The organism is Pseudomonas sp. BBP2017, from assembly GCF_003024385.1.
Taxonomy (GTDB): Bacteria; Pseudomonadota; Gammaproteobacteria; order Pseudomonadales; family Pseudomonadaceae; genus Aquipseudomonas.
This window is the reverse complement of record NZ_PVZN01000017.1, coordinates 64,904-90,293: the sequence shown is the minus strand read 5'-3', so window position 1 is coordinate 90,293 and position 25,390 is coordinate 64,904. Positions and strand designations below refer to the sequence as shown.

Annotated in this window: 16 protein-coding genes and 2 tRNA genes; 9 read left to right on the top strand and 9 right to left on the bottom strand. The window is 61.5% G+C overall.

The features are described 5' to 3' along the window. Positions 1 to 197 precede the first annotated feature (197 nt). On the bottom strand, positions 198 to 3,989 hold the full coding sequence (locus C6382_RS19360) for a bifunctional nitrate reductase/sulfite reductase flavoprotein subunit alpha (protein WP_107025957.1): 3,792 nt from the start codon (positions 3,987 to 3,989) through the stop codon (positions 198 to 200). Positions 3,990 to 4,318: 329 nt separating this feature from the next. Between C6382_RS19360 and C6382_RS19355 the strand changes: the two genes are divergently transcribed. Further along, positions 4,319 to 5,017: a DUF1266 domain-containing protein gene (locus tag C6382_RS19355; RefSeq protein ID WP_107025956.1), complete on the top strand. Its 699-nt coding sequence runs from the start codon at positions 4,319 to 4,321 to the stop codon at positions 5,015 to 5,017. Next, the gene (locus C6382_RS19350) at positions 5,014 to 7,695 is read left to right on the top strand and encodes a DUF805 domain-containing protein (RefSeq protein WP_107025955.1); all 2,682 of its coding nucleotides are present in this window, start codon (positions 5,014 to 5,016) and stop codon (positions 7,693 to 7,695) included. Before C6382_RS19355 ends, C6382_RS19350 begins: the two co-directional genes overlap by 4 nt. On the opposite strand, the gene C6382_RS19345 is transcribed toward C6382_RS19350, so the two are convergent. From C6382_RS19345 to C6382_RS19335, 3 genes are all read right to left on the bottom strand, one after another. Further along, positions 7,692 to 9,383: a molecular chaperone HscC gene (locus C6382_RS19345; protein ID WP_107025954.1), complete on the bottom strand. Its 1,692-nt coding sequence runs from the start codon at positions 9,381 to 9,383 to the stop codon at positions 7,692 to 7,694. The two genes, C6382_RS19350 and C6382_RS19345, sit on opposite strands and share 4 nt — an antisense overlap. Before the next feature lie 155 nt (positions 9,384 to 9,538). After that, a tRNA-Asp gene (locus C6382_RS19340) sits at positions 9,539 to 9,615 on the bottom strand. A gap of 16 nt (positions 9,616 to 9,631) precedes the next feature. Further along, positions 9,632 to 9,707 (bottom strand) — tRNA-Val (locus C6382_RS19335). Positions 9,708 to 9,867: 160 nt separating this feature from the next. On the opposite strand from C6382_RS19335, the gene rdgC reads away from it, so the two are divergent. Continuing rightward, the gene (rdgC, locus tag C6382_RS19330) at positions 9,868 to 10,788 is read left to right on the top strand and encodes a recombination-associated protein RdgC (RefSeq protein WP_028943616.1); all 921 of its coding nucleotides are present in this window, start codon (positions 9,868 to 9,870) and stop codon (positions 10,786 to 10,788) included. Positions 10,789 to 10,965: 177 nt separating this feature from the next. Beyond that, a complete protein-coding gene (gene sugE, locus C6382_RS19325) occupies positions 10,966 to 11,283 on the top strand; it encodes a quaternary ammonium compound efflux SMR transporter SugE (RefSeq protein ID WP_107025953.1) in 318 nt (105 codons plus the stop codon). Between the two features lie 15 nt (positions 11,284 to 11,298). Here sugE and C6382_RS19320 read toward each other — a convergent pair whose 3' ends face one another. Both C6382_RS19320 and C6382_RS19315 read right to left on the bottom strand, forming a co-directional pair. Beyond that, complete coding sequence (locus tag C6382_RS19320; protein ID WP_107025952.1) at positions 11,299 to 13,173, bottom strand: MFS transporter; 1,875 nt, start codon at positions 13,171 to 13,173, stop codon at positions 11,299 to 11,301. Positions 13,174 to 13,252: 79 nt separating this feature from the next. Continuing rightward, on the bottom strand, positions 13,253 to 14,398 hold the full coding sequence (locus tag C6382_RS19315) for a TDT family transporter (protein ID WP_107025951.1): 1,146 nt from the start codon (positions 14,396 to 14,398) through the stop codon (positions 13,253 to 13,255). A 186-nt stretch (positions 14,399 to 14,584) separates the two neighbouring features. On the opposite strand from C6382_RS19315, the gene C6382_RS19310 reads away from it, so the two are divergent. Next, on the top strand, positions 14,585 to 15,760 hold the full coding sequence (locus C6382_RS19310) for an MFS transporter (RefSeq protein WP_107025950.1): 1,176 nt from the start codon (positions 14,585 to 14,587) through the stop codon (positions 15,758 to 15,760). Between the two features lie 209 nt (positions 15,761 to 15,969). Continuing rightward, a complete protein-coding gene (locus C6382_RS19305; protein ID WP_107025949.1) occupies positions 15,970 to 19,443 on the top strand; it encodes a NahK/ErcS family hybrid sensor histidine kinase/response regulator in 3,474 nt (1,157 codons plus the stop codon). Here C6382_RS19305 and rmuC read toward each other — a convergent pair. Beyond that, a complete protein-coding gene (gene rmuC, locus C6382_RS19300) occupies positions 19,415 to 20,803 on the bottom strand; it encodes a DNA recombination protein RmuC (protein ID WP_178082803.1) in 1,389 nt (462 codons plus the stop codon). The genes C6382_RS19305 and rmuC overlap by 29 nt on opposite strands. A gap of 178 nt (positions 20,804 to 20,981) precedes the next feature. Beyond that, positions 20,982 to 21,410 (bottom strand): tetratricopeptide repeat protein, encoded by a 429-nt coding sequence (locus tag C6382_RS19295; protein WP_107025996.1) that lies wholly within the window; start codon positions 21,408 to 21,410, stop codon positions 20,982 to 20,984. Between the two features lie 956 nt (positions 21,411 to 22,366). Between C6382_RS19295 and C6382_RS19290 the strand changes: the two genes are divergently transcribed. From C6382_RS19290 to C6382_RS19280, 3 genes are all read left to right on the top strand, one after another. Further along, entirely contained in the window at positions 22,367 to 22,591 is a 225-nt protein-coding gene (locus C6382_RS19290) for a hypothetical protein (RefSeq protein ID WP_038608173.1), read from the top strand. A 277-nt stretch (positions 22,592 to 22,868) separates the two neighbouring features. Continuing rightward, positions 22,869 to 23,351 (top strand): hypothetical protein, encoded by a 483-nt coding sequence (locus C6382_RS19285; RefSeq protein WP_107025947.1) that lies wholly within the window; start codon positions 22,869 to 22,871, stop codon positions 23,349 to 23,351. A gap of 146 nt (positions 23,352 to 23,497) precedes the next feature. Continuing rightward, entirely contained in the window at positions 23,498 to 24,760 is a 1,263-nt protein-coding gene (locus C6382_RS19280) for an OmpP1/FadL family transporter (RefSeq protein ID WP_178082798.1), read from the top strand. Between the two features lie 49 nt (positions 24,761 to 24,809). On the opposite strand, the gene C6382_RS19275 is transcribed toward C6382_RS19280, so the two are convergent. Continuing rightward, on the bottom strand, positions 24,810 to 25,367 hold the full coding sequence (locus C6382_RS19275) for a glutathione peroxidase (protein ID WP_107025945.1): 558 nt from the start codon (positions 25,365 to 25,367) through the stop codon (positions 24,810 to 24,812). Positions 25,368 to 25,390 lie beyond the last annotated feature (23 nt).

The following is a 25,390-nucleotide window of genomic DNA, read 5'->3' as shown; positions in this document are numbered from 1 at the left end:
AGCCGAAGCTCCAGGCGCCTTTGCCTGGTCGTTTTATGTAGTTCCGGGTGCGGATCGCCATTGACCCGCTGGAACGTTGTAGTAGTGCAAAAGCAGGGACCGTGCCAACTGCCAAAGCCTTTGAAACCGGGCCTTTTCGCTAGCGCAAACGGCAGTTATCGACCCAGGCTGGTGCACCCCTCCCCCTTATGGGGCACTCAATACACATCGCGCAAATAACGTTTGCTGCGGCTCAATTGAGCAACGTAGGCGTCGGCCTGCTCGGTGCTCAACGCGCCGTGTTCAGCGACCACCTGCTTGAGCGCGGCATCGACGTCCCGGGCCATGCGCTCGGCATCACCACAGACATAGAAGTGGCCGCCCTCCTCCAGCCAGCGCCAGAGTTCGGCGCCGTGTTCAAGCATGCGCTGTTGCACATAGATTTTTTCCACCTGGTCACGTGAAAACGCTGTGTCCAGGCGGGTCAGATGCCCGTCGCGCTGCCAGGCCAGGAGTTCGTCGCGGTAATAGAAATCACCGGCCGCTTTCTGCTCGCCGAACAGCAACCAGTTACGCCCCTTGGCGCCTTCGGCCTGACGTTCCTGCAGGAACGCCCGGAACGGCGCGACACCAGTGCCGGGGCCGACCATGATCACCGGCGCGTCGCCATCCTTGGGCAAGCGAAAATGTGCGCTTGGCTGGGCGAAAATCTCCACTTCACACTGTGTGGCACGATCAGCCAGGTAGGTTGAACAAACCCCTTTACGCTGGCCATAACGGACAGTGGAAACCGTCAGGTGAACTTGGTCAGGGTGAAACCTGGCGCTGGAGCTGATCGAGTACAAGCGTGGCTGCAACGGTTTGAGCAGGCTCAGCCAGGTCTCCAGGTCGAGCGCCGGCTTGAAGGCATGCAACAGGTCAATCAGTTGCTTGCCCCACAGCCATTGCTTGAGCAGCGCTTTGTTCTGCGGTTTCAACAGGTCCTGCAGGTGCGTGTTGCCACTGTGCAGGGCAATGGCTTCCAGCATGGCCGGCGTGATCCGGGCGAGTTCCAGGTGCTCACTCAAGGCGGTGGCCAATGACATGTCGGCCTGGCCCTTGAGGCTTACTACTTGGCGAGCATCCAGACGGGTCGCCGCGAGCAGCTCGTCCACCAACGCCGGGCAGTTGCGCGGCCACACGCCGAGGGCATCGCCGGCCTGATAGTTGAAGCCGCTGTCGGCCAGGTCGAAAACGATTTGCCGGGTTTCCTTGTTGGCGCCCGGGCTGTTGAGCAGGCGGTTTTCCAGCAACCTGGCGGGCAGCGGCTGCTGTTTGCTGAAGCCCGTGGCCACTGGCTTGGACACAGGCAAGGCCAGCGTCTGCTGCTCCCGCCCGAACTTGGCCAGCAGCGCCTGCAACCACTGCCCTGTCGGCGCGGCGAAGTCGCCCTCGCAATCAACCCGTTCCAGCAGGCGCTGGCCGCCCAACTCGGCCAGGCGCTGATCGAGCTTGCGACCGAAACCACAGAACTGCTCATAGCTGGAGTCGCCCAGCGCCAGCACGGCATAAGGTAGACCGGCGCAACGTTGCGCATGCTCGCCCTGTAAGTCCTGCCAGAACGCCACGCCGCTATCCGGTGCGTCGCCGTCGCCAAAGGTACTGGCGATCAGCAGCAAGCTGGCGGGACTGTCCAGCTGCGCCAGCGCGACATCCTCCATGCAGCTCAACTGCACCGGCAGGCCAAGCTCGCGCAGGTGTTCGGCGCACTGTTCGGCCAGGGCCTGGCCGTTGCCGGTTTGCGAGGCCCAGAGCAGCAAGTGCTGGTCTTGCATCGAGGTGAGCGGTTGCTCGACTTGCAATGCACTGATGCGTTCGCCAGCGACCCGGCTCAGGGCCACCGCGCAATACTTGAAAGCCGGTTGCAGCGACAACGGGTCGACGGCGTCGCTGGTGACGGCGTTGATGGCGAGATTGTCACCGTAGACATCATTCCAGTGAAACGGCGCAAAACAGTTGCCCGGCAATACCCGCGTAGTGATGCGAGCGGGCAACACCGCCTGGCCGCGCCGCGAGCGCACTTGCACCTGGTCCTTCTCGGCAATGCCCAGACGCTCGGCATCTTCGGGATGAATCTCGACGAAGGGGCCGGGATCGAGCTTGTTCAACGCCGCGACTTTGCCAGTCTTGGTCAAAGTGTGCCATTGGTGCTGAACCCGCCCGGTATTGAGCACCAGGGCAAATTCGTCATCCGGCAGTTCGGCGCTCGGCAGGCACGGCCGGGCAAAGAAACGGGCCTTGCCATTCGGAGTAGCGAAGGCAATGGCCGGCGCCTGGCCTGCGGCATCACGATAGAGCATCTGGCTGACCCCATCATTGCGATAACGCAGCGGGCTGCGGCGGTCTTCACGCCCCGGTTCACACGGCCATTGTTGTGGTGCCTGACGCAAACCGGCGTAGCTGACACCGCGCACATCGTAACCCGTGGCCGGATTCCAGGCCTGACGGATCTCGTCGAACACCGCTTCGGCACTGTCATAGCTGAACGCCTCGGCATAGCCCATGGCACAGGCAACACGGGCAATGATCTGCCAATCGGGCAAGCTGTCGCCTGGCGGCTCGACAGCCTTGCTCATCAACGTCAGGTTGCGTTCGGAGTTGACCATCACCCCTTCGCCCTCGGCCCACAGCGCGGCGGGCAGGAGGATATCGGCATAGCGATTGGTTTCGGTATCGAGAAAGGCATCTTGAGTGATCACCAATTCGGCTCGCTGCAGGCCATCGATCACCTGCTGGCGGTTGGCAACGCTGGCCACCGGGTTGCTGCAGATAATCCAGCAGGCCTTGATCTGCCCAGCCGCCAGTTGCTCGAACAGGGCTACGCTGCCGTCACTGCTTTCGCTGCGCAGACTGCCAGCGGGTACCTGCCAGAGCCGCTCGACGAAAGCGCGGTCACTCTCGACCAGGGCCGAACGCTGGCCGGGCAGGCCGGGGCCCATATAGCCCATCTCGCGCCCGCCCATGGCATTGGGTTGGCCGGTCAGGGAAAACGGCCCGCTGCCGGGCCGGCAAATGGCCCCGGTGGCCAGGTGCAGGTTGCACAGGGCGTTGGTCTGCCAGGTGCCATGGATGCTCTGGTTCAGGCCCATGGTCCAGCAGCTCATCCATTCCGGCGCCTGGCCGATCCAGGCGGCGGCCTGACGGATATCGGCCTCGGCAAGCCCGGTGATGGCGGCGACCCGCTCGGGCGTGTAGTCCTCGAGAAAGTCCGGCAGGGTTTCCCAGCCTTCGGTGTAACGTTCGATGAAGTCATGGTCACAATGACCATTGTGCTTGAGCAGATAGAGCAGGCCATTGAGCAGCGCCAGGTCGGTGCCCGGCTTGATCTGCAGGAACAGGTCGGCTTTGTCGGCGCTGGCACTGCGTCGCGGGTCGACGACAATCAGCCGGGCACCGGCTTTGAGCCGGTCGAGCAGGCGTAGAAAGAGGATCGGATGACAGTCGGCCATGTTTGCGCCGATGACGAAGAACACCTCGGCGCGATCAAAGTCCTGATAGCTGCCCGGCGGCCCGTCGGCACCCAGCGACTGCTTATAGCCGCTACTGGCGCTGGCCATGCACAGGCGCGAATTGGACTCGATATGGCGGCTGCGGACGAAGCCTTTGGCCAGCTTGTTGATCAGGTACTGCGCCTCCAGCGACATCTGCCCGGAGACATAGAACGCCAGCGCATCAGGCCCATGCTCGTCAATCACTGCACGCAAACGCCTGGCCGTCTGTGCAATGGCTGCATCAACAGGCGTCTGCAGCGGATCGCGCTGACGCTGGTCACGCAGGTACGCCTGCTGCATGCGCCCGGATTCGCGTAGCGGCTGGTGCGCGGTCAGGCCCTTGGTGCATAAGCGGCCAAAATTGCTCGGGTGTTGTTTGTCCCCGCTGACCTTGGTCACCCGGTTGCCCTCAACCGTCATGACGATGCCACAACCCACACCACAATACGGGCAAACGCTGCGCACAGTGCTGCTGCTCATCTGCCAACCTCCTGCTTGCGCAAACAAAAAGGCGCCCTGTCGCCCCGGCTTGTGAGAACAAGCGGGAGCAACACGGCGCCTTTGTCGTGAACGGGGCAATCTGCGTTGATTGCCGGATGTTCAAGCATTAGCAAGGGTCGCGCCAGAACGGCGCAAGCCCGTTGCCATGGGCTTGCGCTTGAAACTGTCGCGAAATCTTTGCACCGTCTTGGGCGGGCATGCACCAAGGCGGCCCACTGCAGATTTGCTGCTACCTCTATGGCTCTTTACAATTCGCGCCACTTGGGTCGGGCCCCGCACATCCCTCTACCGCCCCCCGGAGTTTTTTCATGGAAGAAATAGAGCAGCACTGGCTGTTTGCCCTGTCCGCGCCCATGGCCGCCCTCAACGGCGCCAGCTACACCGCCGCCACCTATTACGAACCGGCAGACGATGACGAATCGGACCTGCAGAAATGGTGGGGCATCAGCAATCGCCGACAGTTGCTGGACATGCTGCACATGGCCGATGACGGTCATGCCCGCGAAGTCAGCAATGCCTATTGGCAAGCGGCGCGCTGCCTGCCCAGCGAATGGCACGACGCGCTGGAGCAATTGAACCCGCGCCAACGCATCCAGTACCAATTCGCCTACCGCACCCTGGCCGACTGTGGCCCGGGGGGCGTACGCGCCTGGGACCTGGGACGCATGGGCTTCCTGCTGCGCAGCGGTCTGCGCAAAGGCTATGTCAGCGCGGATGAAAGCCTCTGGCTGCAAGGTCGCCTGGCCCTGCGCGCGCGTCATTACTACAACGATTGGAACACCTACCTGGCGGGCTACATCTATGGCAAGGCGCTGTGGAATTGCTCCGACAGCAGCGACGATGAGCTGGCCCAGGACCTCGCCCGCCAAGGTGATGAACACTGGAACCGCTGCATTCTCAACAACCTGCGCAATGGCGCCAGCGAACTGCTCACCAGCCTGCCGTGGGACCTGACGTTGAACCTGCCTGAACGCCCTGACACGCTGGAAGAGGATGCCTGGTCATGAGCTGCTGGATACGCCTGGGCATTGAGCCGACCAACGACCCTGAGCTCATTCGCGGTGCCTATCGTGCACGCCTGCCGCACCACCACCCGGAAACCGACCCGGAGGGCTTCCAGGCCCTGCGCCAAGCCTATGAAGCCGCCTTGCAACTGGCCCGTGACGAGAGCCTGGCAGCGACGGATCAAAGCCCGATGCCCGTCGAGGCCGGCCCTGTCGAGCGCACTCAAGCAGCCTTCGCACAGTTGCTCGAAGATTCGGCCCGGCGCTTCGATCCCGCCGCCTGGCAAGCATTTATCGAGCAGCTTGAGCAGTTGCCCCTGGATGACCTGGAACCGGTGAGCTGGAACCTGCTCTACAACCTGATGCAGACCAGCCCGTTATCCCACAACTGTGTACAGTTGCTGGCTTCGCGCCTAGGGTGGTCCAGCCAGCTACTGAAACTGGAACAACCGGAACAGGCCGAAGCCTTCCTCGAACGCATGGCCGAGCCGGACCCGTTCGACACCGCGCTGATGAAGGATTGGTCGCCCGCCGCGCAGGTGGAGACCTTGTGGTTCACCCGTAGCCTTGAATATCTGTTCCATAACCGGCCACTGTCCGAGTACAAACGTTTCGCCACCACTCACACCTGCATGGCCTTGCCCGCGGATGAGGCCTTTATCCAGCGCTTGCTGGTGCAGTTCAGCCAGGCCGGCATCGCCAGCAAAACCTTCTGCGCGATGGTTGCCGAGCAACAGCGCCAGGCACCGGACGATCTCGACCTGCTGTATATGCTGGCCTGCCAGAGCAGCGACAGCGGCCAGGAAGAACTCGCTCGCCAGTGCTGGACCCGCCTATGGCGTGAACACCAACATCCCCGGGCCGCACGCTGGCTGCTGGAGCTGTGTCGCAAGCACCAGCCACAACGCTTGCCCTTGCTGATCCAGGCTTTCGATCGACTGGAGCCGGTAACCACCTGGCCCGACAATCTTGAAGCGCCAGCGCAGGCCTGGGGCAGCCCGGCACAGCGCCCGGAAACCCTGACGCGCTGGTTCGAAGCCGCGCGCAGCGGGCTGCCCGGCATTGCTGGCACCTTTGTCGACTGGCGGATGGACGGTGATGACGAACAGCCTGTGCTGGCCTGGCTGCTCGAAGACCAGCAAGACGCTCAACTGCAGCGTCTGTACCGCCACGCCTGGGCGCTGCATCGAGGCGACAGCGGATTGCTGCGCCAGATCATGGCCGAAGCGCCCGGCGATGATCCGCTGGATGCTTTGATCCTCGAAGGTTTCCAATACCAGGCCGCACAACAGCTGCGCTGGCTGAACGAATCACCGCTTGCCCTGGCTCTGAGCTCCTTCATCAATGATCCTTCAGCCCAGGCACAACTGCCCGAAGCCTTGCGCGAAAAAAACCTGCGACCGGTGTGCCGCGACTGGATGCGCCGGGTGCGCAGTTACCCGGCCACAGGCCTGATGCGGCTGGCTGAGGCGTTCAAGCCGGGCGGAATGTTCCCGGCACCTTATGCACTTGAGCTACAGGCGCAACTGGCCGCGGCCGCTATCGAGCTGCCTCGCCCTCCCGCCGATGAAGGCCTGTGGACCTGGCACCGGCAGAACCTGTTCATGCTGGCCCTGATCGACCAGCCGGAACGTTGGCTGGCGATGACCTCGCCCGCCTTGCTGGCCATGCCCTACCCTGCCGATCACCCGTTTGCCCCACTGCAGCAGGTGCTGCTGCGCCTGCAAGCGGAGCAAGGCAACCTGGAGGGGCTGCTGGGCTGGCTGGACGACAGTGATCCGGTTCAGCAGTTGATGGGCCAGCGCCTGCTCAGCGTCCAGCAGGTGCTGGACAGCACCAGGCTACCAAGTAACGCGCAGCTGTTTGCCTGCCTTGAGCGCGATCCGGGCGCCTTCGAAGACGACATGCTCGGCCTGATGCTGCTCTGTGGCGTGCTGTATCACGACCCAGGCCTGAACGCTGAGCAGCACCGCGAACTATTGCAGCAGATCGCCAACCTGACCTGCGCGCAGGACTGGTTCGAACCGTTTCGCAACGGGCTGATCAAGGGCGAGCCGGTACGCCCGCCAAGCAAAGTGCTCGAAGAAGAATATTTGCTCAACAGTACGATGTTCTATACAGCGCTTGACGCCCTGAAGAGCCTGGCGCGCTACGGTCACGCCGGTGTGCCGAGGGTCAAAGTGCTCAAGGAGCTGCAACGCGCCAAAGACTTCCCAGGCATGGATACCGGCATTCGTGCCGCGATGACGGCGTTGCTGTCCTGGTCCGAACGCTTGTTGTTGGCCAATTCCAGCAACCAGCCGGTGCCAGCCTCGCATATCTGGAAACTGGGTAGCCGCCTGAGTCGCAAGGGCTATGGCGTGCAGGTGATCGGCAGCATCATCCTCGGACCGCTGTTGACCCTGATGGCCGGGAGCATGCCGTTACAGATCCTCTTCGGCCTGCTGTTCGTCGGCCTGCTGGGCAGTGCCAGCCTGCGTCGTTTGCACGATATGGGCCGAGGCATCCCGACGCTGATTCTGTTCGCGACGCTGCTGCCGTTCCTGCACTTCCTGCCGCTGGTGCTGCTGATCCTGCCGGGTGAACCGCTGCCCAATCGCTACGGCCTGCCATCGGTGAACGCCGCGCAAAACAACTTGCAGGCGGGCCTGCAGGCTGCGTTGCGGCGCTTGAACGGTTAGAACCGCAGTTGCTCCAGTGCCTCGCTGAGGCGCTGGCGCTGACGGCTGATCTGCTCGGGCTGCTGGCTGGCCAAGGCGCTGGAAAAGTCGTCCAGCCAGCTACCGATCCGTTCGCGATCATCCCCCAGGCTCTGCATCCAGGCCCGCTCCAGACGAGCCAGCAGGGTGCGGTTGGGCAACGCATCGCGTGGATGGATTTTCAGCCCCGCGAGCCGCGCATGGCTGGCCTGCCGCGCCTGCGGATCAAGCCCGGTGGGGCTGCGGTCAATGCTGTGACTATGCTGCCTGCCGGTGTCGAGCAGGGTCACGTCAACCTCCAGCAGGCCGTTGATGTCATAGCTGAAGCGCACATCCAGGCTCTGGATGCTGCCATTGGGCGTGAGCGCAATATCGAAGGCGTCGACAAAGATATTGTCACGAACCCAGGGCCGCTCCCCCTGGTACACCTCGATCCGGATCATCTTCTGCTCGGCATGGGTACTGCTGAAACGCTTGACCCTGGACGTCGGGATCACCGTGTTGCGCTCGATGATCGGCGCAAACACACCGCTGACCTCTTCGCTGCGAGCGGCGCTGATCCCCAGCGTATACGGACAGACATCCGTCAGGATCAGCTCTTCAATGGCCTCGTCGCGGGCCTTGCATGCCGCCTGGGTGGCGGCACCGAGCGCGACGATCGTGTCCGGGTCCAGGTGCCGGTATGGCAGGCGACCGAACAGGGTGGCGACCATTTGTTGCACGGCCGGCATACGCGTGGCGCCGCCCACCAGCACCAGACTGTCGAGGTCCTTGGGGCTCACCCGGGCGTCGCGCAACGCCTGCTCGATCGGCGCCCGGATACGCGCCAGCAACCCGGCCCAGATCTTCAGCGCGCGGGCTTCATCCAGCGACCACTGGCGGTTTTCACCGGCCACCTCACAGTTCAGGTGCTGCTCCCCCTCGCTCAGTTTGCACTTGAGCTGCTCGATGGCATCGGCAAGGCTGGCCAGGGTGTGCGGCACCACTGCCGACGCTTTGAGTTGCCAGTCCTGCAAACAGGCTTGCAGCAGCGCCGCGGTAAAGTCTTCACCGCCGAGGAAGTTGTCACCGGTCGAGGCATGCACCTCAATCAGCGGCAAGGCGTATTCCAGCACCGTGACATCAAACGTACCGCCGCCCAGATCGAAGATCAGCGTGCGCTCAAACTTCTTTTCGTGCAGGCCGTAGGCCATGGCCGCGGCCGTTGGCTCGTTGATCAAGCGTTGCACGCTCAAGCCGGCGAGCTCGGCGGCGAAGCTGGTGCGCTTGCGCTGCTCGTCGCTGAAATACGCTGGCACCGAAATAACCGCTTCGCTCACCGGGCAACCGAGAAAGGCTTCAGCATCAGCCTTCAAGGCGCCGAGCACCAACGCCGAGAGTTCCTCCGGGCTGAACGACTGGTCACCAAGCTCAAGCTTTTTGTCGCTGCCCATGAAGCGCTTGAAGGCGCCGACGGTGCGCTCAGGGTGAGTCGTCAGGCGTGCACGTGCTGGCGCGCCGACCAGAATACTGCCGTCGTCATCGAGACTGACGACCGAGGGGGTGAGGACATCGCCGAGGGCGTTGGGAATGAGTTGCGCCTGACCCTCGCGCCAGACAGCCACCAGGCTGTTGGTGGTGCCCAGGTCGATACCCAGCAAAGGCGCCGGGGAAGTGCGTGCATCCTGCATGATTGATCTCTTGCTCAGTAGGGGCTGGCACGGAGAAAGCAGCGACGTACCAGCATGCTGGTGAATTCTGGGCGAAATCCATAAACAAAAAAAGCGACCCTAAGGTCGCTTTCTTTGTTGCTTCCGGGTGTTCAGTGGGCCCTGGAAGCTAAATATGGCGCAGCGGACGGGACTCGAACCCGCGACCCCCGGCGTGACAGGCCGGTATTCTAACCGACTGAACTACCGCTGCGCGATACACTGAGAAGTGGTGGGTGATGACGGGATCGAACCGCCGACCCTCTGCTTGTAAGGCAGATGCTCTCCCGGCTGAGCTAATCACCCTTTCATCTCGGTGTGGCGCGCATTCTACGGAGCACCGAACACTCTGGCAAGCACTTTTTTAAAAAAAATTTTCAGGCGTTCCAAAGACTTAGCGGACTTGGCCTGAAGCGTCCGCTCGGAGAATAATGCCCTCCTTATGTGTTGAGGAGAGATTTACCCCATGTGGTTCAAAAACCTGCTGACCTACCGCCTGACCCAGGATGTCCCGTTCGATCCCGAAGCACTGGAAACCGCTCTGGCCAGCAAGCCGGCGCGCCCTTGCGCCAGCCAGGAGTTGACCACTTACGGTTTCGTCGCGCCGTTCGGCAAAGGCGAAGATGCTCCACTGGTTCACGTCAGCGGTGACTTCCTGCTGATCGCCGCCCGTAAAGAAGAACGCATCCTGCCCGGCAGCGTGGTGCGTGATGCGGTCAAAGAGAAGATCGACGAGATCGAAGCCGAACAGATGCGCAAGGTCTATAAAAAGGAGCGCGACCAGATCAAGGACGAGATCATCCAGGCCTTCCTGCCGCGCGCCTTTATCCGTCGCTCGATGATCTTCGCTGCCATCGCCCCCAAGCAGGGCCTGATCCTGGTCAACTCGGCCAGCGCCAAACGCGCCGAAGACCTGCTCTCGACCCTGCGTGAAGTGATGGGTTCGTTGCCGGTACGTCCGGTGACCGTGAAGATCGCCCCGAGCGCGACCATGACTGACTGGGTCAAAACCCAGCAGGCCGCCCCTGACTTCTATGTACTGGACGAATGCGAACTGCGTGACACCCACGAAGACGGCGGCATCGTGCGCTGCAAACGCCAGGACCTGACCAGCGACGAGATCCAGCTGCACTTGGGCACCGGCAAGGTGGTGACCCAGCTGTCCCTGGCCTGGCAGGACAAACTGTCGTTCGTGCTCGACGACAAGATGGTCATCAAGCGCCTGCGTTTTGAAGAACTGCTGCAGGACCAGGCTGAAGAAGACGGCGGCGACGAGGCTCTGGGCCAACTCGATGCCAGCTTTACCCTGATGATGCTGACCTTCGGCGAGTTCCTGCCGGCGCTGTTCGAAGCACTGGGCGGCGAAGAGATTCCGCAAGGGGTCTAACGCCACCATGTCCCCGGTGGGGTCGCCGCACCGCCGCTCCCACCGGGGACATATACCCCACCACAGCCTTGCTCCATATATCCAACATGGGCACTATATTGCCCACGGTGAGGACGGCCTCACGACGCACCGCGTGAACATTTCGGGGACGGCCCCATCAACTGCTAGAGATGTCGCATGTCCTGGATCATCCTGTTTTTTGCCGGCCTGTTCGAAGTGGGCTGGGCCGTCGGCCTCAAATACACAGACGGCTTCACCCGCCCCCTGCCCACTGTCCTGACCGTCGCGGCCATGGCTGTCAGCCTCGGCCTGCTGGGCCTGGCCATGAAAGAGCTGCCGCTGGGCACCGCTTACGCTATCTGGACCGGTGTCGGTGCCGTCGGCACGGTGATCGCCGGCATCATCCTGTTCGGCGAGTCCATGGCGCTGGTGCGCCTGGCCAGTGTCGCGCTGATCGTCACCGGCCTGATCGGCCTCAAGGTCAGCGCCAGCTGACCTCGCCCTGCACGGTCAGCGCAAGTCACCACGCAACTGACTGACCCGCTCACGCAACAACGCAGGCTCCGCCGCCTCAACCGGGATGGCGGAGCCGGCTACCAACGTTACCCGCGACCACAAGCGACGGAAAAACCCCTTGGCCGGGTCGCGACTGAAGAAACTCCCCCACAAGCCCTGCAACGCCAGGGGAATCACCGGCACCGGGGTCTGCTCGATGATCCGGATCAGCCCGCCCTTGAACTCATCGATCTCACCGTCAGTGGTCAACTTGCCCTCGGGAAAGATGCACACCAGCTCGCCCTGCGCCAGATAAGCGGCAATCTGCTTGAACGCCCGCTCGTAGGTCTCGAGGTCTTCGTTGCGCCCGGCAATGGGAATGGCGCCCGCAGTGCGAAAAACGAAATTAAGCACCGGCAACCGGTAGATCTTGTAGTACATGACAAAGCGAATCGGCCGGCGTACCGCTCCGCCAATCAGCAGCGCATCCACGAACGACACATGGTTGCACACCAGTAACGCCGCGCCCTCCTCCGGAATCTGCTGCAGGTCGCGGTGCTCGACCCGGTACATGGAGTGGCTGAGCAGCCAGATCATGAAGCGCATGGTGAACTCAGGCACAATCCTGAAGATGTAGGCGTTGACGCCAATGTTCAGCAGCGACACCACCAGGAACAGCTGCGGGATGCTCAACTCGGCCAGGCTCAACAGCACGATCGTGACAATCGCCGATACCACCATGAACAGCGCGTTGAGAATGTTGTTGGCGGCAATCACCCGTGAACGCTCTTGCTCAGGCGTACGCGACTGGATCAGCGCATACAGCGGCACGATATAAAAGCCGCCAAAAACGCCAAGGCCGACAATTGCCAGCAAAATCCACCAGGCCTCGGTCATGCCCAGCAATGCCAGCCAGTCATGCGGCGTCGCCGCTGCCGGAACATCCCCCGAGTGCCACCACCAGAGCAAACCGAACAGGGTCAGGCCGAACGAACCGAACGGCACCAGGCCGATTTCCACCTTGTGGCCGCTAAGGCGCTCACATAACAAGGAGCCCAGGGCGATACCCACCGAAAACAAGGTCAGCACCAGCGTGACAACGGTCTCGTCGCCGTGTAGCCAATCCTTGGCATAGGCCGGAATCTGCGTGAGATAAATAGCGCCGACGAACCAGAACCAGGAGCTGCCGACAATCGAACGCGACACTGCCGGCGTCTGCCCCAGGCCCAGGCGCAAGGTCGCCCAGGATTGGGTGAATATGTTCCAGTTCAGCTTCATCTGCGGCGACGCCGCACTCGCCCGGGGAATCCACTGACTGGACAGGTAACCCAGCGCAGCCACCAAGACCACCGCACAGGCCACCACCGGCGCATAGTGCGTGCTGGACATCATCACCCCGGCGCCAATGGTACCGGCCAGAATAGCCAGGAAGGTGCCCATCTCGACCAGACCGTTGCCGCCGACCAGCTCCTGCTCATCCAGCGCCTGAGGCAGGATCGAATACTTGACCGGGCCAAACAGCGCCGAATGGGTGCCCATGGCAAACAGTGCCAGCAGCATCAGCGCCAGCTGGTTGCTCAGAAAGCCGATGGCGCCGATGGCCATAATGCCGACTTCCGCCAGCTTGATCAGGCGGATCAGCGCATCCTTGGGGTACTTTTCGCCGAACTGGCCAGCCAGGGCCGAGAACAGGAAGAACGGCAAGATGAATAGCAAGGCGCAGAGGTTGATCCAGATCGAACGGTCACCGTCGATGGCCAGTTTGTAGAGTATGGCGAGGATCAACGACTGCTTGAACAGGTTGTCGTTGAACGCACCCAGCGACTGGGTAATGAAGAACGGCAGAAACCGTCGTTTGCCTAGAAGGCGGAACTGCGAGGCTTGACTCATCGTCCGTGTACCTGAGTGGGGCTTTGTCATTGGAGGCACGCAGAGCGGACAAAGCCACAATCACCCAGGTAAATGCAACCTACTTGTGTAACCCGGCAATGCAAGGCGAGACGAACAGCTCACCGCGCCAGGCCCCGCGCACGGTGAGGCTGGCGACCATCATCCACAGACCGGCCAGCGCCACCACCAGCACCAGGCCCATGTGCTGGAAGAAGGCCAATCCCAGCCAGTCACCGAGTTTGAGCGTCGCCAGGGAGTAGACCCCGAGCGGAAAGGTAAAGCCCCACCAGCCCAGGTTGAACGGCATGCCATGGCGCATGTAGCGCAGGGTAATCAGCACGGCGGTGAGCAGCCACCACAAGCCGGCGCCCCACAACACGATCCCGGCGACCAGGCCCAGACCGCGGGCAATTTCACCCAGGTCACCGAAGCCGTTGGCAGCGAAGATCACCGGTGCGTCGGCGCCGAGCAGCAACATACCCAGCGCGCCGGTGCCGATCGGGCCCAGCGCCAGCCAGCTGGAAGCGGCCATGTTAGCGTGGGGCAATTTGTGCAGGGCCATACGCAGCATGAGGATGGTCAGGATGCTGAACGCCACCGGCAGCGACACCGCCCACAACACATAGCTGGTAATCAGCACCAGAAATTGACTGTGGGCATCGACCAGATGCGGCGCCAGCTGGCCACCACTGGCGGCGGCGACTTCAGCGGCAACCACCGGTAACAGCCAGACTGCGGTCATCTGGTCGATGCTGTGCTCCTGGCGGGTGAACATCAGGTAAGGAATGGCCACACCGCACAACAGCGCCAGGCCGACATCGAACCACCAGAGTGCCTCAACCCAGGGCACGATGCCTTCACCCCAGCGATTGACGCCAAACAGCAAGCATCCGTTGAGAATGGTAGCCAGCCCCATGGGGATGGTGCCGAAGAACATCGACACCGTGGAGTGGGCAAAAATCTGTCGTGCTTCGTCGAAAAACATTATCCAGCGTGCGGCATAGAGCCCACTGAAGACGATGAACAGGGCAATGGTCAGCCACCACAAGGCTTCTGCCGGCCCATGCAGGCTGTCGATGCCGATCTGCATCAGGGCCAGGGCCAAGACCCCGGTACCCATGGTCGCGGCGAACCAGTTGGGGGTGAACTGACGGATGACTTCGCGCGGGTGAGCCAGGTGGCTCAACGGGCGCAAGGGTGAAGCAGTCTGTTGCAGGCAGGGCATGGTCGGAGTCTCCTGTAGTCCGGTGACGTGAGACCATCTTATGCTCACAAAGAATATCCATATAACGGGTATTTTCTCTATCTGTTATCGATTTTATATATATGGATCCATAGCTATCCGCCCGCTCCTGCCCAGGCGTATGCTTGGCCGCTGACGGCCCCAACGCAATAACAACAAGGACGTGCCATGCTCGATGCGGTAAGACGCTACAACCCACAAGTGCGCCTGCTACTTGCCACCACCTTTGTCTTGACCCTGGCCCGGGCGATCACCCTGCCCTACCTGGTGGTCTATCTCGCGGAAAACTTCGCCCTGGATATCAGTGGCATCGGCCTGATGATTGGCGGCGCTCTGATTGTCGCCTCGCTGTTGAGCCTGTACGGCGGCTACCTGATCGATACCCTGCGCAGCTACACAGTGATCATCGTCTCGACTCTGGTCTTTGCCATCGCCTTCGTTGCCGCCATCGCCAGCCGCGAATTGAGCCTGTTCTTCACCAGCCTGGTGGTCATCAATCTGGCGCTGGCGGTGGTCGACATTGCCGCCAAGGCCGGGTTCTGTGCGCTGTTAGCGCAGGAAGAACGCTCCGAGGTGTTCTCGATCAAGTACACCTTGAGCAACGTTGCCTACGCCGTAGGGCCCTTTGTCGGTGTGGCGCTGATCATGCTGGATAATCACTTGCCATTTCTGGTTTCGGCGGCGTTGGGTCTGGCCATGTGCCTGTGCTACCGGCGCTGGGGCGAGCGCTCGGCGCGGGCGCAACTGGACGGCAGCCCTCAGGCAGGTTTTCTCAGTGTCGGCGGGCAGCTGCTCAAGGATCGCCGGTTGATCTGCTTCACCCTCGGTGGCGCGCTCAGTGCCGTGGTCTTCGGCCAGTTCACCGCTTACCTGTCGCAATACCTGGTAGTGACCACCAATGCCAGCGAAGCTGCGCGGTATATCAGTTACCTGGTAGCCACTAACGCCATCACCGTCATTGCCTTGCAGTATGTGATCGGCCGACGCATCAGCAGCCGTCAGCTGATGCCCTGGCTGCTGGCCGGCATGGCGCTGTTCCTCGCCGGCCTGCTGGGCTTCTCCCAGGCCCAGTCGCTGCTGGTCTGGTGCCTGGCGATGCTGGTGTTTACCCTGGGCGAGATCATCGTCATCCCGGCCGAGTATATGTTCATCGACAGCATCGCCCCTGAGCATCTGCGCGGGGTGTATTACGGCGCGCAGAACCTGTCCAACCTTGGCGCAGCACTGGGGCCGGTGATCTGCGGATTTGCCCTGGCGCATCTGGTGCCGGTGGCCACCTTCTATCTATTGATTGGCTCGGTGCTACTGGCGGCGCTGTTCTATTACCTGGGAGCTAGGCGCTAACCTCTTTCGCGGGGCAAGCCCGCTCCACCGGATTTACCACCAACCCGGTGAGCGGGCTTGCCCCGCGATTGCCTGACAACCGCCACCCCTGACCTGCGACGCTCTGCCACTGCTACCATGGTCGGCGCTGACGAAGCGCCAGCGGCGTGCCAGACTGATTGATCGAGGTTCGCCGTTACACTGACGGCTGTTTTTGTTTCGGAGTAGTCATGTCGCTGTCCAGTGGGCTGATCGCCGCGGTCGCCCTGGCCTATATGGCCATCATGTTCGCTATCGCATTCTATGGCGACCGCCGCAAGACGCCGCTGCCACCGCGCCTGCGTGCCTGGGTGTACAGCCTGTCGCTGGCGGTGTACTGCACCAGTTGGACCTTCTTTGGCGCCGTCGGCCAGGCGGCCGAACAACTCTGGGCGTTCCTGCCGATCTACCTTGGCCCGGTGCTATTGCTGCTGTTCGCGCCCTGGGTGCTGCAGAAGATGGTGCTGATCAGCAAGCAGGAAAACATCACCTCGATTGCCGACTTCATTGCCGCCCGCTATGGCAAATCCCAGTCCCTGGCAGTGGTGGTGGCGCTGATTTGCCTGGTCGGCGTCCTGCCTTATATCGCCTTGCAGCTCAAAGGCATCGTGCTCGGCGTCAACCTGCTGATCGGCGCCAGTGCCGACGCCACCGGCAGCCGTGTGCAGGACACCGCCCTGGTGGTGTCGCTGGTGCTGGCACTGTTCTCCATCGTCTTCGGTACCCGCAGCCTGGATGTGACCGAACACCACCGTGGCATGGTCCTGGCCATTGCCTTCGAGTCACTGGTCAAACTGCTGGCATTTCTTGCCGTCGGTGCCTTCGTCACCTTCGGCCTGTTCAACGGCTTCGACGACTTGTTCAGCAAGGCACAACTGGCCCCGCGTCTGGAAGGCTTCTGGAACGAGACCATCAATTGGCCGTCGATGGTGGTGCAGACCGGGGTGGCGATGATGGCAATCATCTGCCTGCCACGGCAGTTTCATGTCACCGTGGTCGAGAACATCGAACCGCAGGACCTGCGCCTGGCGCGCTGGGTGTTCCCGACTTACCTGATTCTCGCTGCGCTGTTCGTGGTACCGATTGCCCTGGCCGGGCAGATGCTGCTACCTGGGGTGATGCCCGACTCCTATGTCATCAGCCTGCCCTTGGCTGAATCCCATCCGGCTCTGGCCCTGCTGGCCTTCATCGGCGGCGCCTCGGCGGCCACCGGTATGGTGATCGTCGAAGCCGTGGCGCTGTCGACCATGGTTTCCAACGACATGCTGCTGCCCTGGCTACTGCGGCGCAATAACGCCGAGCGACCGTTCGAAGTGTTCCGCCACTGGATGCTTTCGGTACGCCGGGTGACCATTGTCGTGATCATGCTGCTGGCCTACGTCAGCTACCGCTTGCTGGGCTCCACTGCCAGCCTGGCGACCATTGGCCAGATCGCCTTCGCCGCCGTGACTCAACTGACCCCAGCCATGCTCGGCGCGCTGTACTGGAAACAAGCCAACCGCCGTGGCGTGTTCGCCGGCCTCGCCGCCGGCGTGTTCCTGTGGTTTTACACCCTGGTGTTGCCGATTGCCGCGCATAGCGTGGGCTGGCCACTGGAGCTGTTCCCGGGCCTTGCCTGGCTACATGGCAATCCGCTGAACCTGCCGATCACACCGCTGACTCAAGGTGTGGTGTTGTCGCTGGCCGGCAACTTCACCTTGTTCGCCTGGGTGTCGATCCTTTCCCGTACACGGGTTTCCGAGCACTGGCAGGCCGGACGCTTCATCGGCCAACAGACCAGCGCCCGGCCCAACAGCCGCTCGTTGCTGGCGGTGCAGATCGACGACCTGCTCAAACTCGCGGCACGCTTTGTCGGTGAAGAACGCGCGCGGCAAAGCTTCATCCGCTTCGCCTACCGCCAGGGCAAGGGCTTCAACCCCAACCAGAACGCCGACGGTGACTGGATCGAGCACACCGAGCGCTTGCTGGCCGGGGTACTCGGCACCTCCTCGACCCGCGCGGTGGTCAAGGCGGCCATCGAAGGCCGTGACATGCAACTTGAGGACGTGGTGCGTATCGCCGACGAAGCCTCGGAAGTGCTGCAATTCAACCGCGCACTGCTGCAAGGCGCGATCGAGAACATCAGCCAGGGCATCAGCGTGGTCGACCAGAACCTGCTGCTGGTGGCCTGGAACCGCCGCTACCTGGAGCTGTTCAACTACCCGGACGGTCTGATCAGCGTCGGCCGACCGATTGCCGACATCATCCGCTACAACGCCGAACGCGGCCTGTGCGGCCCCGGCGAAGCCCAGGTGCATGTGGCCCGTCGCCTGCACTGGATGCGCCAGGGCCGCGCGCACACCTCCGAGCGACTGTTCCCCAACGGCCGGGTCATCGAGCTGATCGGTAACCCCATGCCCGGCGGCGGTTTTGTCATGAGTTTCACTGACATCACCCCGTTCCGCGAGGCCGAACAGGCGCTCAAGGATGCCAACGAGGGTCTTGAACAACGGGTCGCTGAGCGTACTCAGGAGCTGTCGCAACTGAATCAGGCACTGACCGAAGCGAAAAGCCACGCCGAAGCGGCGAACCAATCCAAGACCCGCTTCCTGGCGGCCGTCAGTCACGATCTGATGCAGCCGCTGAACGCCGCCCGGCTGTTCTCTGCCGCTCTCTCCCATCAGGGTGACGGGCTGTCGGCAGACGCCCAGCAACTGGTCCAGCACCTGGACAGCTCATTGCGCTCCGCCGAAGAACTGATCAGCGACCTGCTCGATATCTCGCGCCTGGAAAACGGTAAGATCACCCCCGATCCCAAGCCGTTTGCCCTCAACGAGCTGTTTGACACCCTGGGTGCTGAATTCAAGGTGCTGGCCCAGCAACAAGGCCTGGATTTCCGCCTGCGCGGCAGTCGCCTGCGCGTGCACAGCGACATGAAACTGCTGCGGCGGATCCTGCAGAACTTCCTGACCAACGCCTTCCGTTACGGCAAGAGCCCGATCCTTCTGGGGGTACGCCGCAACAACGGCAAGCTGTGGCTGGAAGTCTGGGATCGTGGCCCGGGCATTGCCGACGACAAGCTGCAGGTGATCTTCGAAGAATTCAAACGCCTGGACAGCCACCAGACCCGTGCCGAAAAAGGCCTGGGCCTGGGCCTGGCGATTGCCGACGGCCTGTGCCGGGTGCTGGGCCACACGCTGGAGGTACGCTCCTGGCCCGGCAAAGGCAGCGTGTTCCGCGTCAGCGTGCCACTGGCCACGACACCGACTGCGGCCATCGTCGCCCCGGCTGAGCAAGCCGGGCAGCCGCTGGCCGGAATGCAGGTGCTGTGCATCGACAACGAAGACAGCATTCTGATCGGCATGAACAGCCTGCTCAGCCGCTGGGGTTGCCAGGTCTGGACCGCGCGCAACCGCAACGAGTGCGACGCTCTGTTAAACGAGGGTATGCGTCCGCACCTGGCATTGGTCGACTATCACCTGGACGATGGCGAAACCGGCACCGAACTGATGGCCTGGCTACGCACGCGCCTGGGCGAGCCTGTGCCTGGCGTGGTGATCAGTGCCGATGGGCGCAGCGAGACGGTCGGCCAGGTGCATGCCGCCGGCCTCGACTACCTGGCCAAGCCGGTCAAGCCGGCGGCTTTGCGTGCCTTGCTCAATCGGCATCTGAGCCTGGTGCAGTAAGGGCACTGGCGGCCAGCGGGTCGCCTTCGCTCATGGCCCGTTCAAGCAGATCGGCTGGCAGGCTCTTGCTGGCACGGGCTCCGAGCAATTTGAGCTGTTCGCTGCGGCTGATCAGATTGCCGCGGCCTTCACAGAGCTTGTTGCGCGCGGCGCTGTAGGCTTTATCCACCTGTTGCAGGCGATTGCCCAGTTCGTCCAGGTCCTGGATGAACAACACGAACTTGTCATACAGCCAGCCCGCACGCTCGGCAATTTCCCGGGCATTCTGGCTCTGGCGCTCCTGCTTCCACAGGCTATCGATCACCCTCAGGGTCGCCAGCAAGGTGGTTGGGCTGACGATGACGATCTGCCGGTCGAAGGCTTCCTGGAACAGGTTCGGCTCGGCCTGCAGGGCGGCGGAAAACGCCGCTTCGATCGGTACGAAGAGCAGGACAAAATCCAGACTGTGCAGGCCTTCCAGGCGGTTGTAATCCTTGCCTGACAAGCCTTTGACGTGATTGCGCAGCGACAGCACGTGCTGCTTGAGCGCCGCCTGGGCGATCTCACTGTCGTCGGCAGCTACATACTGCTGATAGGCGGTCAGGCTGACCTTGGAGTCGACCACCACCTGCTTGTCACCCGGCAACATGATCAGCACATCCGGCTGGAAGCGCTCGCCGTCAGCACTTTTGAGGCTGACCTGGGTCTGGTACTCGCGGCCCTTTTCCAGCCCCGCGTGCTCCAGCACCCGCTCCAGAATCAGCTCACCCCAGTTACCCTGGGTCTTCTGGCCCTTCAGCGCCTGGGTCAGGTTGGTGGCCTCATCGCTCAGGCGCAGGTTGAGTTGCTGCAGGCGCTCCAGCTCCTTGGCCAGGGAAAAGCGCTCGCGGGCCTCCTGCTGGTAGCTGTCTTCAACACGCTTCTCAAACGCCTGGATGCGCTCCTTGAGCGGGTCGAGCAATTGCCCCAGATGTTGCTGGCTGGTCTGGGCGAAGCGTTGTTCACGCTCGTCAAAGATCTTGGTCGCCATTTCCGCGAACTGCGCGCGTAGCTCATCACGAGCGCCCTGAAGGTCGTCCAGACGCTGCTGATGGCTTTCCTGCTGTTCACGCAGCTCGGCGCTCAGCGCTGCGCCATGGGCATCCAGACGGCGCAATTCAGCCTCACGGGCACTGCGTTCGATCTGCCAGGCATGAGCAGCGTCGCGGGCGTTGTCACGATCGATCTGCAGCAACTCCAGCTCACGGGCCTGAGCCGCCAGCGTTGCCTGCTTGGCCGCATTAGCCTGGCTCAGGTCACTGATTTCGTCGCGACTGGCGTCGAGCTGGGCGAGCAAGCCTTCCTGGGCCATCTGCACACTGCTCAGACGCTCTTCGAGCAACGCCGCTTGCGCCTCACGGGCAGCCTGGCGCCGTTGCTGCGCAAACACCCAGCCCAGGCAAGGCACTGCGGCCACCATGATACCCAGCACAATGCTGGTCAGATCCAACGCCATTCCCACCCGAACACCCCCGCTCAAATCAACGGCTGAGCTTATCAGCCTTGCCGCTGTACTGCAGTCAAGCGTCTGGCAACTGCTTGAGCAAGCGCCGGGCTTCCTGAGAGCCTTGAGACGCTGCCAGCTCCAGCCAGAAACGCGCCTGTTCGGGCTCGTTGATCTGCGTCTGAGCGCACAAACGACCGTATTCGAGCTGCGCACGCCGGTCTCCGGCGCGCGCGGCCTGACGCAGCAGGTCGTGGCCAATGCGCCGGTCGCGGGCATTGCCGCAATCACGACAGAGCATCTGCCCCAGACGGCTTTGCGCGACCACCACGCCTTGACGCGCAGGTTGCTTGAGCAAGCGCCCGGCAAAATGCTTGACGTTGGGGTTGTCACCCAGGCGCGGGTTGTCGAGCAGCCACAAAGCGACCTTCAAGGTGAAGCGCTGGGGCTCTGGCAAGGGCGGTGGAGCGGAAGAAATTGCGGGGATTCTGGCGCGAAACTTCATAACCAACAGCGAAGGCAACTCGAGAGGCGCGCCACTCTACTCCATTTTTCTGGCAATGGCCCGAGCCCTTTCGATACTTTTTTCAAAATATTTCTGTGTTTATTTATTGACGCTGGCCGCAGCATTTTCTCCTGACAGAAGTCCACGCACTGATTGTCGGACACATCGGAAAAAGCTGGCACGCCCGTCCTAGAGCAAGCGCTCGGGACAATCCACAGAAGCTGTGGATAACTCGGTGGACAACCCCCTCCAGGACCCCGCAAACCCCCATGAAATGGGGCCTTGGCTCAAACTGTCGATTTTTTCACCAGCAAAAATAAGTGTTTTTTTTCATTGACTTAAGTTCTCGGTCAAGTCATTGGCGGGCCCATCAGGTGCTGTTGCAGCGCTGTAACATCGATTGCGCCACGTGTGTACAACCGCCCCAAAGAAAGGCAGATCGCTGCACGAATTTGGCACGTTCCCTGCGTCTGCCTGGTGAAAGCGGGCCTTCACAGAAGACAAAAAACACGAGATACTGATCGGCTCCTCTGATGAAAAGCCATCAAGCCTTGTCAAGACCCGGCCATTGCTGTAGTCTTGCGACCGTTAGTACCAAGCTGAAAGTCAATTCTGGCCAAAGCAGTCCTTACAGTGCCCTGCCCACCTTGGAACAGCGCCTGTTGAAACAAGGACCGGCCCACTTGATGGTTCCCAGGTAAATCACTTCTTACTCTGACCGAACCAACCTGCAGATTGATCAGGATCTTCACCCCGTGGCATAGAACCTCGACCCGGTGTGTTGCCTGCCCTCTGACGTACCTACCAGTCAGCCCCAGCGCCACATGATAAATGCGCCCAAAACTGGCTGCCCTGTTCCAGTCAGGTTCTTCGCCCAGACCAAATCCCGGCGTTACTGGAACGTTTTAAGTGTGCACGGATCGAAACCGTGTCTATTGCAGGAACATCTAATAACTATGACTCACTCTATCCATACTCAGGCTGCGATTCGCACCCTTTCCCAGGCATTTGCCCCATTGAACTGCTTGATTCTGGCGTCGCGCAAAGGCGGCTTCAGCTTCACCCTGGTCAACGAGCACGGCATTGCCCGTCACAGCGAGCGCCTGTACCCCGAGCAGTACAGCCAGTCCGAGCCGCTGCAAGCGGTCATCGAGCGCACCCGCCAGGCCCTAGTCGCCTGACCCCGCAGCGCTGCAACAGCTCAAGCCCCGCCCTCTGGCGGGGCTTTTTTATGCCTGTCGGCCTACCGAGGGGACTAGCTAGCAGGCCCCTGGCTAATCACCCCACGGCATATGATTTATAACCAAAAGCCGCAAATGTTTTAAAAACAGACCTTTACGCCGCGTATATGACACTACACTTCAACTCAAGCGGCAAACGCCGCTTCCGGCGGGCCTGACCGACTCTCCAGCTGCCAAGCTCCAGCGCCCGCCGGCCAAATTCAAGTTCGAGGGCATTATGGGTATCGCCGCCAGCGAGTTGAGCCAATTTGTCATCCGCCCGACCCTGATCTACCTGGACCGCCATTGCGCAAGCGCCGAAGCATTGTTGCTGGGTGTTGCCGCCAGCCAGTCCGCACTCGGCTCAGCCCTGCATGATCGCCGCGGGCACGGCCTCTACCGTATCGGCGAAATACGCCACCAAAGCATCTGGGACCAGTTTCTGGCCCGCGACCCGGAACTGGCCAGCCTGGTCCGCGGCCTGGCCAGCCAGCATGCCTTCCTCAGCGGCCCGCACCTGGAACTGACGGTCAACCTGCGCTACGCCACCGCTATCGCCTGGATGCTCATTGAGGAACAAGCTCCCCAACTCCCCGCTGCCGACGATCTACTTGGCCTGGCCCGCATCTGGCGCCAGACCTTCCAGCCCCAGGGACGCCTGCGCGACTTCACCTGCGCCTGGCAAACCTGCATCGCGCCCGTGACTCTTGAAGCCTGCTGACAGTCACTGAACTCCAAGTTCGGAAAAATCCCACAAATATGGTCGGATTGTCCTACAAAACCGCTCTATCTCCTGCGATATAGCCTGTAGCGCTGCGGGCGAAATGTTGGTAGTTTTCGCCCCGGAGATCCCAAGGAATTCTAATAATGAAAAAAGTTATGCTCAAAACCTCTCTCGGCCTCGCCGTCACACTCGCCTCGACTCAATTGTTCGCCAGCGGCTTTGCCCTCAACGAACAGAGCATCAGCGGCATGGGCACAGGTTTCGCGGGGCGTTCTTCTTCTGCCGATGACGCCAGCACCGTATTCGGCAACCCTGCCGGTATGTCGCGCCTGAAGCGCGAACAAGTCACCGTGGGTGGCGCAGCCATTATTGCCAAGTCTGATATCAGCGGCAGTGGCACTTTTGGTGGCAGCAACGACGGCGACATGGTGCCAACCGTCGGCGTACCGTTGGGCTACTACGTCAAGCCAATCGATGATCACTGGGCTTTCGGTATCGGTATGTATGTACCGTTCGGCCTGGTCACCGACTATGAAGACGGCTTTGCCGGCCGTTACTTCGGCAGCAAAAGCGAAGTGCAGATCGTCACCCTGCAGCCAACCATCAGCTATGCCTTCAACGACAAGGTTTCGATTGGTTTCGGCCCGACCATCAACCGCATCGATGGCACCCTGGAATCTGCTGCGTTGAACCGCGGCTCGCCGGGCAGCAATGACGGCAAAGTGAAGATTTCCGGTGACGACACTGCCATCGGTTACAACATCGGCGTTCTGGTGCAGGCAACCGACAGCACTCGCGTCGGTCTGACCTATCACTCGATGGTCGATTACAAGCTCGAAGGTGACACCAAAATTTCCGGTGCTGGCTTCGGTCCGTTCAACGGCAGCAAGTTCGACGCTACGCTGAAACTCAAGACCCCGGAATCGGTCGACTTCTCGGTCACTCACGAGCTGGACGCCAACTGGACCTTGTATGCCGGTAGCACCTGGACACGCTGGAGCCGCCTGGAAGCCATCACCGTCAACAACGAGGGTGTCCCAGCCCCATTGAATCCATCGCTCGGCCAGATCAGCGAAGAGCAGAACTGGCATGACACCTGGGCTCACGCCATCGGTGCGGCCTACAAGCTGAACAAGCAATGGACCCTGCGCACCGGTTTTTCGGTTGACCAGTCGCCAACCAACAACCACGACCGTTCGCCGCGCATCCCGACCGGCGATCGCAAGGTGTTGAGCCTGGGCGCCGGCTACAGCCCGACCGACGACATGACCATCGACCTGGCCTACTCCTACCTCTGGGAAGAAGACACCAAGATCAACCAGAGCAGCCCGACCAAGGGTTCGTACAACGCCAAGTACGAGAACAGCGCTCATGGTCTGGGGGCGTCGCTCACCTACCGCTTCTGATTCAGAAGCTAGCGACAACATAAAAAACCGCCAATATTGGCGGTTTTTTTCATGGCTGCGAAGCGATGGCCTTCTCGATAGCGGCCGTGAACTCGGGATCATCCGGCTTGGTCAGGCTGGAGAAACTGGCGACCACCTTGCCTTGGCGATCGACTACATACTTGTAGAAGTTCCACTTCGGTGCACTGCTTTGCTCGGCCAAGCCCTTGAACAAGGCAATAACATCGTCACCACGCACCGGCTGCGGCTTGGTCATGGTGAACGTGACACCATAGTTGGCATAGCAGACCTTGGCGGTTTTCTCGATGTCGGCGTCCTCCTGCTTGAAGTCGTTGGACGGCACACCGAGCATCTCCAGACCCTGTCCGTGATAAGTCTTGTAGACGCTTTCAAGCCCCTCAAACTGCGGGGCGAAGCCGCAGTAGCTGGCGGTGTTGACTACCACCAGCGGCTTGCCGGCAAAACGCTCGCATAAATCGATCTGCTCCTTGCCACGCAATTCCGGGAGAGTGCCCTGTTTCTCAAGCAGCGCCGGACAGTCAGCCGCCTGCGCCGACGCCGCCGCCATCAGGGTGAACAGTGGAACCAACATCCAGCGTGTGCGCATCGTCGTCTCTCCATTGAGCCAGC

Bases quoted from the DNA above. Each gene is read 5' to 3' on its own strand.
- C6382_RS19285 (WP_107025947.1), top strand. From the start codon at position 22,869: ATGGGTATCGCCGCCAGCGAGTTGAGCCAATTTGTCATCCGCCCGACC.
- C6382_RS19310 (WP_107025950.1), top strand. From the start codon at position 14,585: ATGCTCGATGCGGTAAGACGCTACAACCCACAAGTGCGCCTGCTACTT.
- rdgC (WP_028943616.1), top strand. From the start codon at position 9,868: ATGTGGTTCAAAAACCTGCTGACCTACCGCCTGACCCAGGATGTCCCG.
- C6382_RS19320 (WP_107025952.1), bottom strand. From the start codon at position 13,173: ATGAGTCAAGCCTCGCAGTTCCGCCTTCTAGGCAAACGACGGTTTCTG.
- C6382_RS19345 (WP_107025954.1), bottom strand. From the start codon at position 9,383: ATGCAGGATGCACGCACTTCCCCGGCGCCTTTGCTGGGTATCGACCTG.
- C6382_RS19315 (WP_107025951.1), bottom strand. From the start codon at position 14,398: ATGCCCTGCCTGCAACAGACTGCTTCACCCTTGCGCCCGTTGAGCCAC.
- C6382_RS19290 (WP_038608173.1), top strand. From the start codon at position 22,367: ATGACTCACTCTATCCATACTCAGGCTGCGATTCGCACCCTTTCCCAG.
- C6382_RS19350 (WP_107025955.1), top strand. From the start codon at position 5,014: ATGAGCTGCTGGATACGCCTGGGCATTGAGCCGACCAACGACCCTGAG.
- C6382_RS19360 (WP_107025957.1), bottom strand. From the start codon at position 3,989: ATGAGCAGCAGCACTGTGCGCAGCGTTTGCCCGTATTGTGGTGTGGGT.
- C6382_RS19295 (WP_107025996.1), bottom strand. From the start codon at position 21,410: ATGAAGTTTCGCGCCAGAATCCCCGCAATTTCTTCCGCTCCACCGCCC.
- C6382_RS19275 (WP_107025945.1), bottom strand. From the start codon at position 25,367: ATGCGCACACGCTGGATGTTGGTTCCACTGTTCACCCTGATGGCGGCG.
- C6382_RS19280 (WP_178082798.1), top strand. From the start codon at position 23,498: ATGAAAAAAGTTATGCTCAAAACCTCTCTCGGCCTCGCCGTCACACTC.
- C6382_RS19355 (WP_107025956.1), top strand. From the start codon at position 4,319: ATGGAAGAAATAGAGCAGCACTGGCTGTTTGCCCTGTCCGCGCCCATG.
- C6382_RS19305 (WP_107025949.1), top strand. From the start codon at position 15,970: ATGTCGCTGTCCAGTGGGCTGATCGCCGCGGTCGCCCTGGCCTATATG.
- sugE (WP_107025953.1), top strand. From the start codon at position 10,966: ATGTCCTGGATCATCCTGTTTTTTGCCGGCCTGTTCGAAGTGGGCTGG.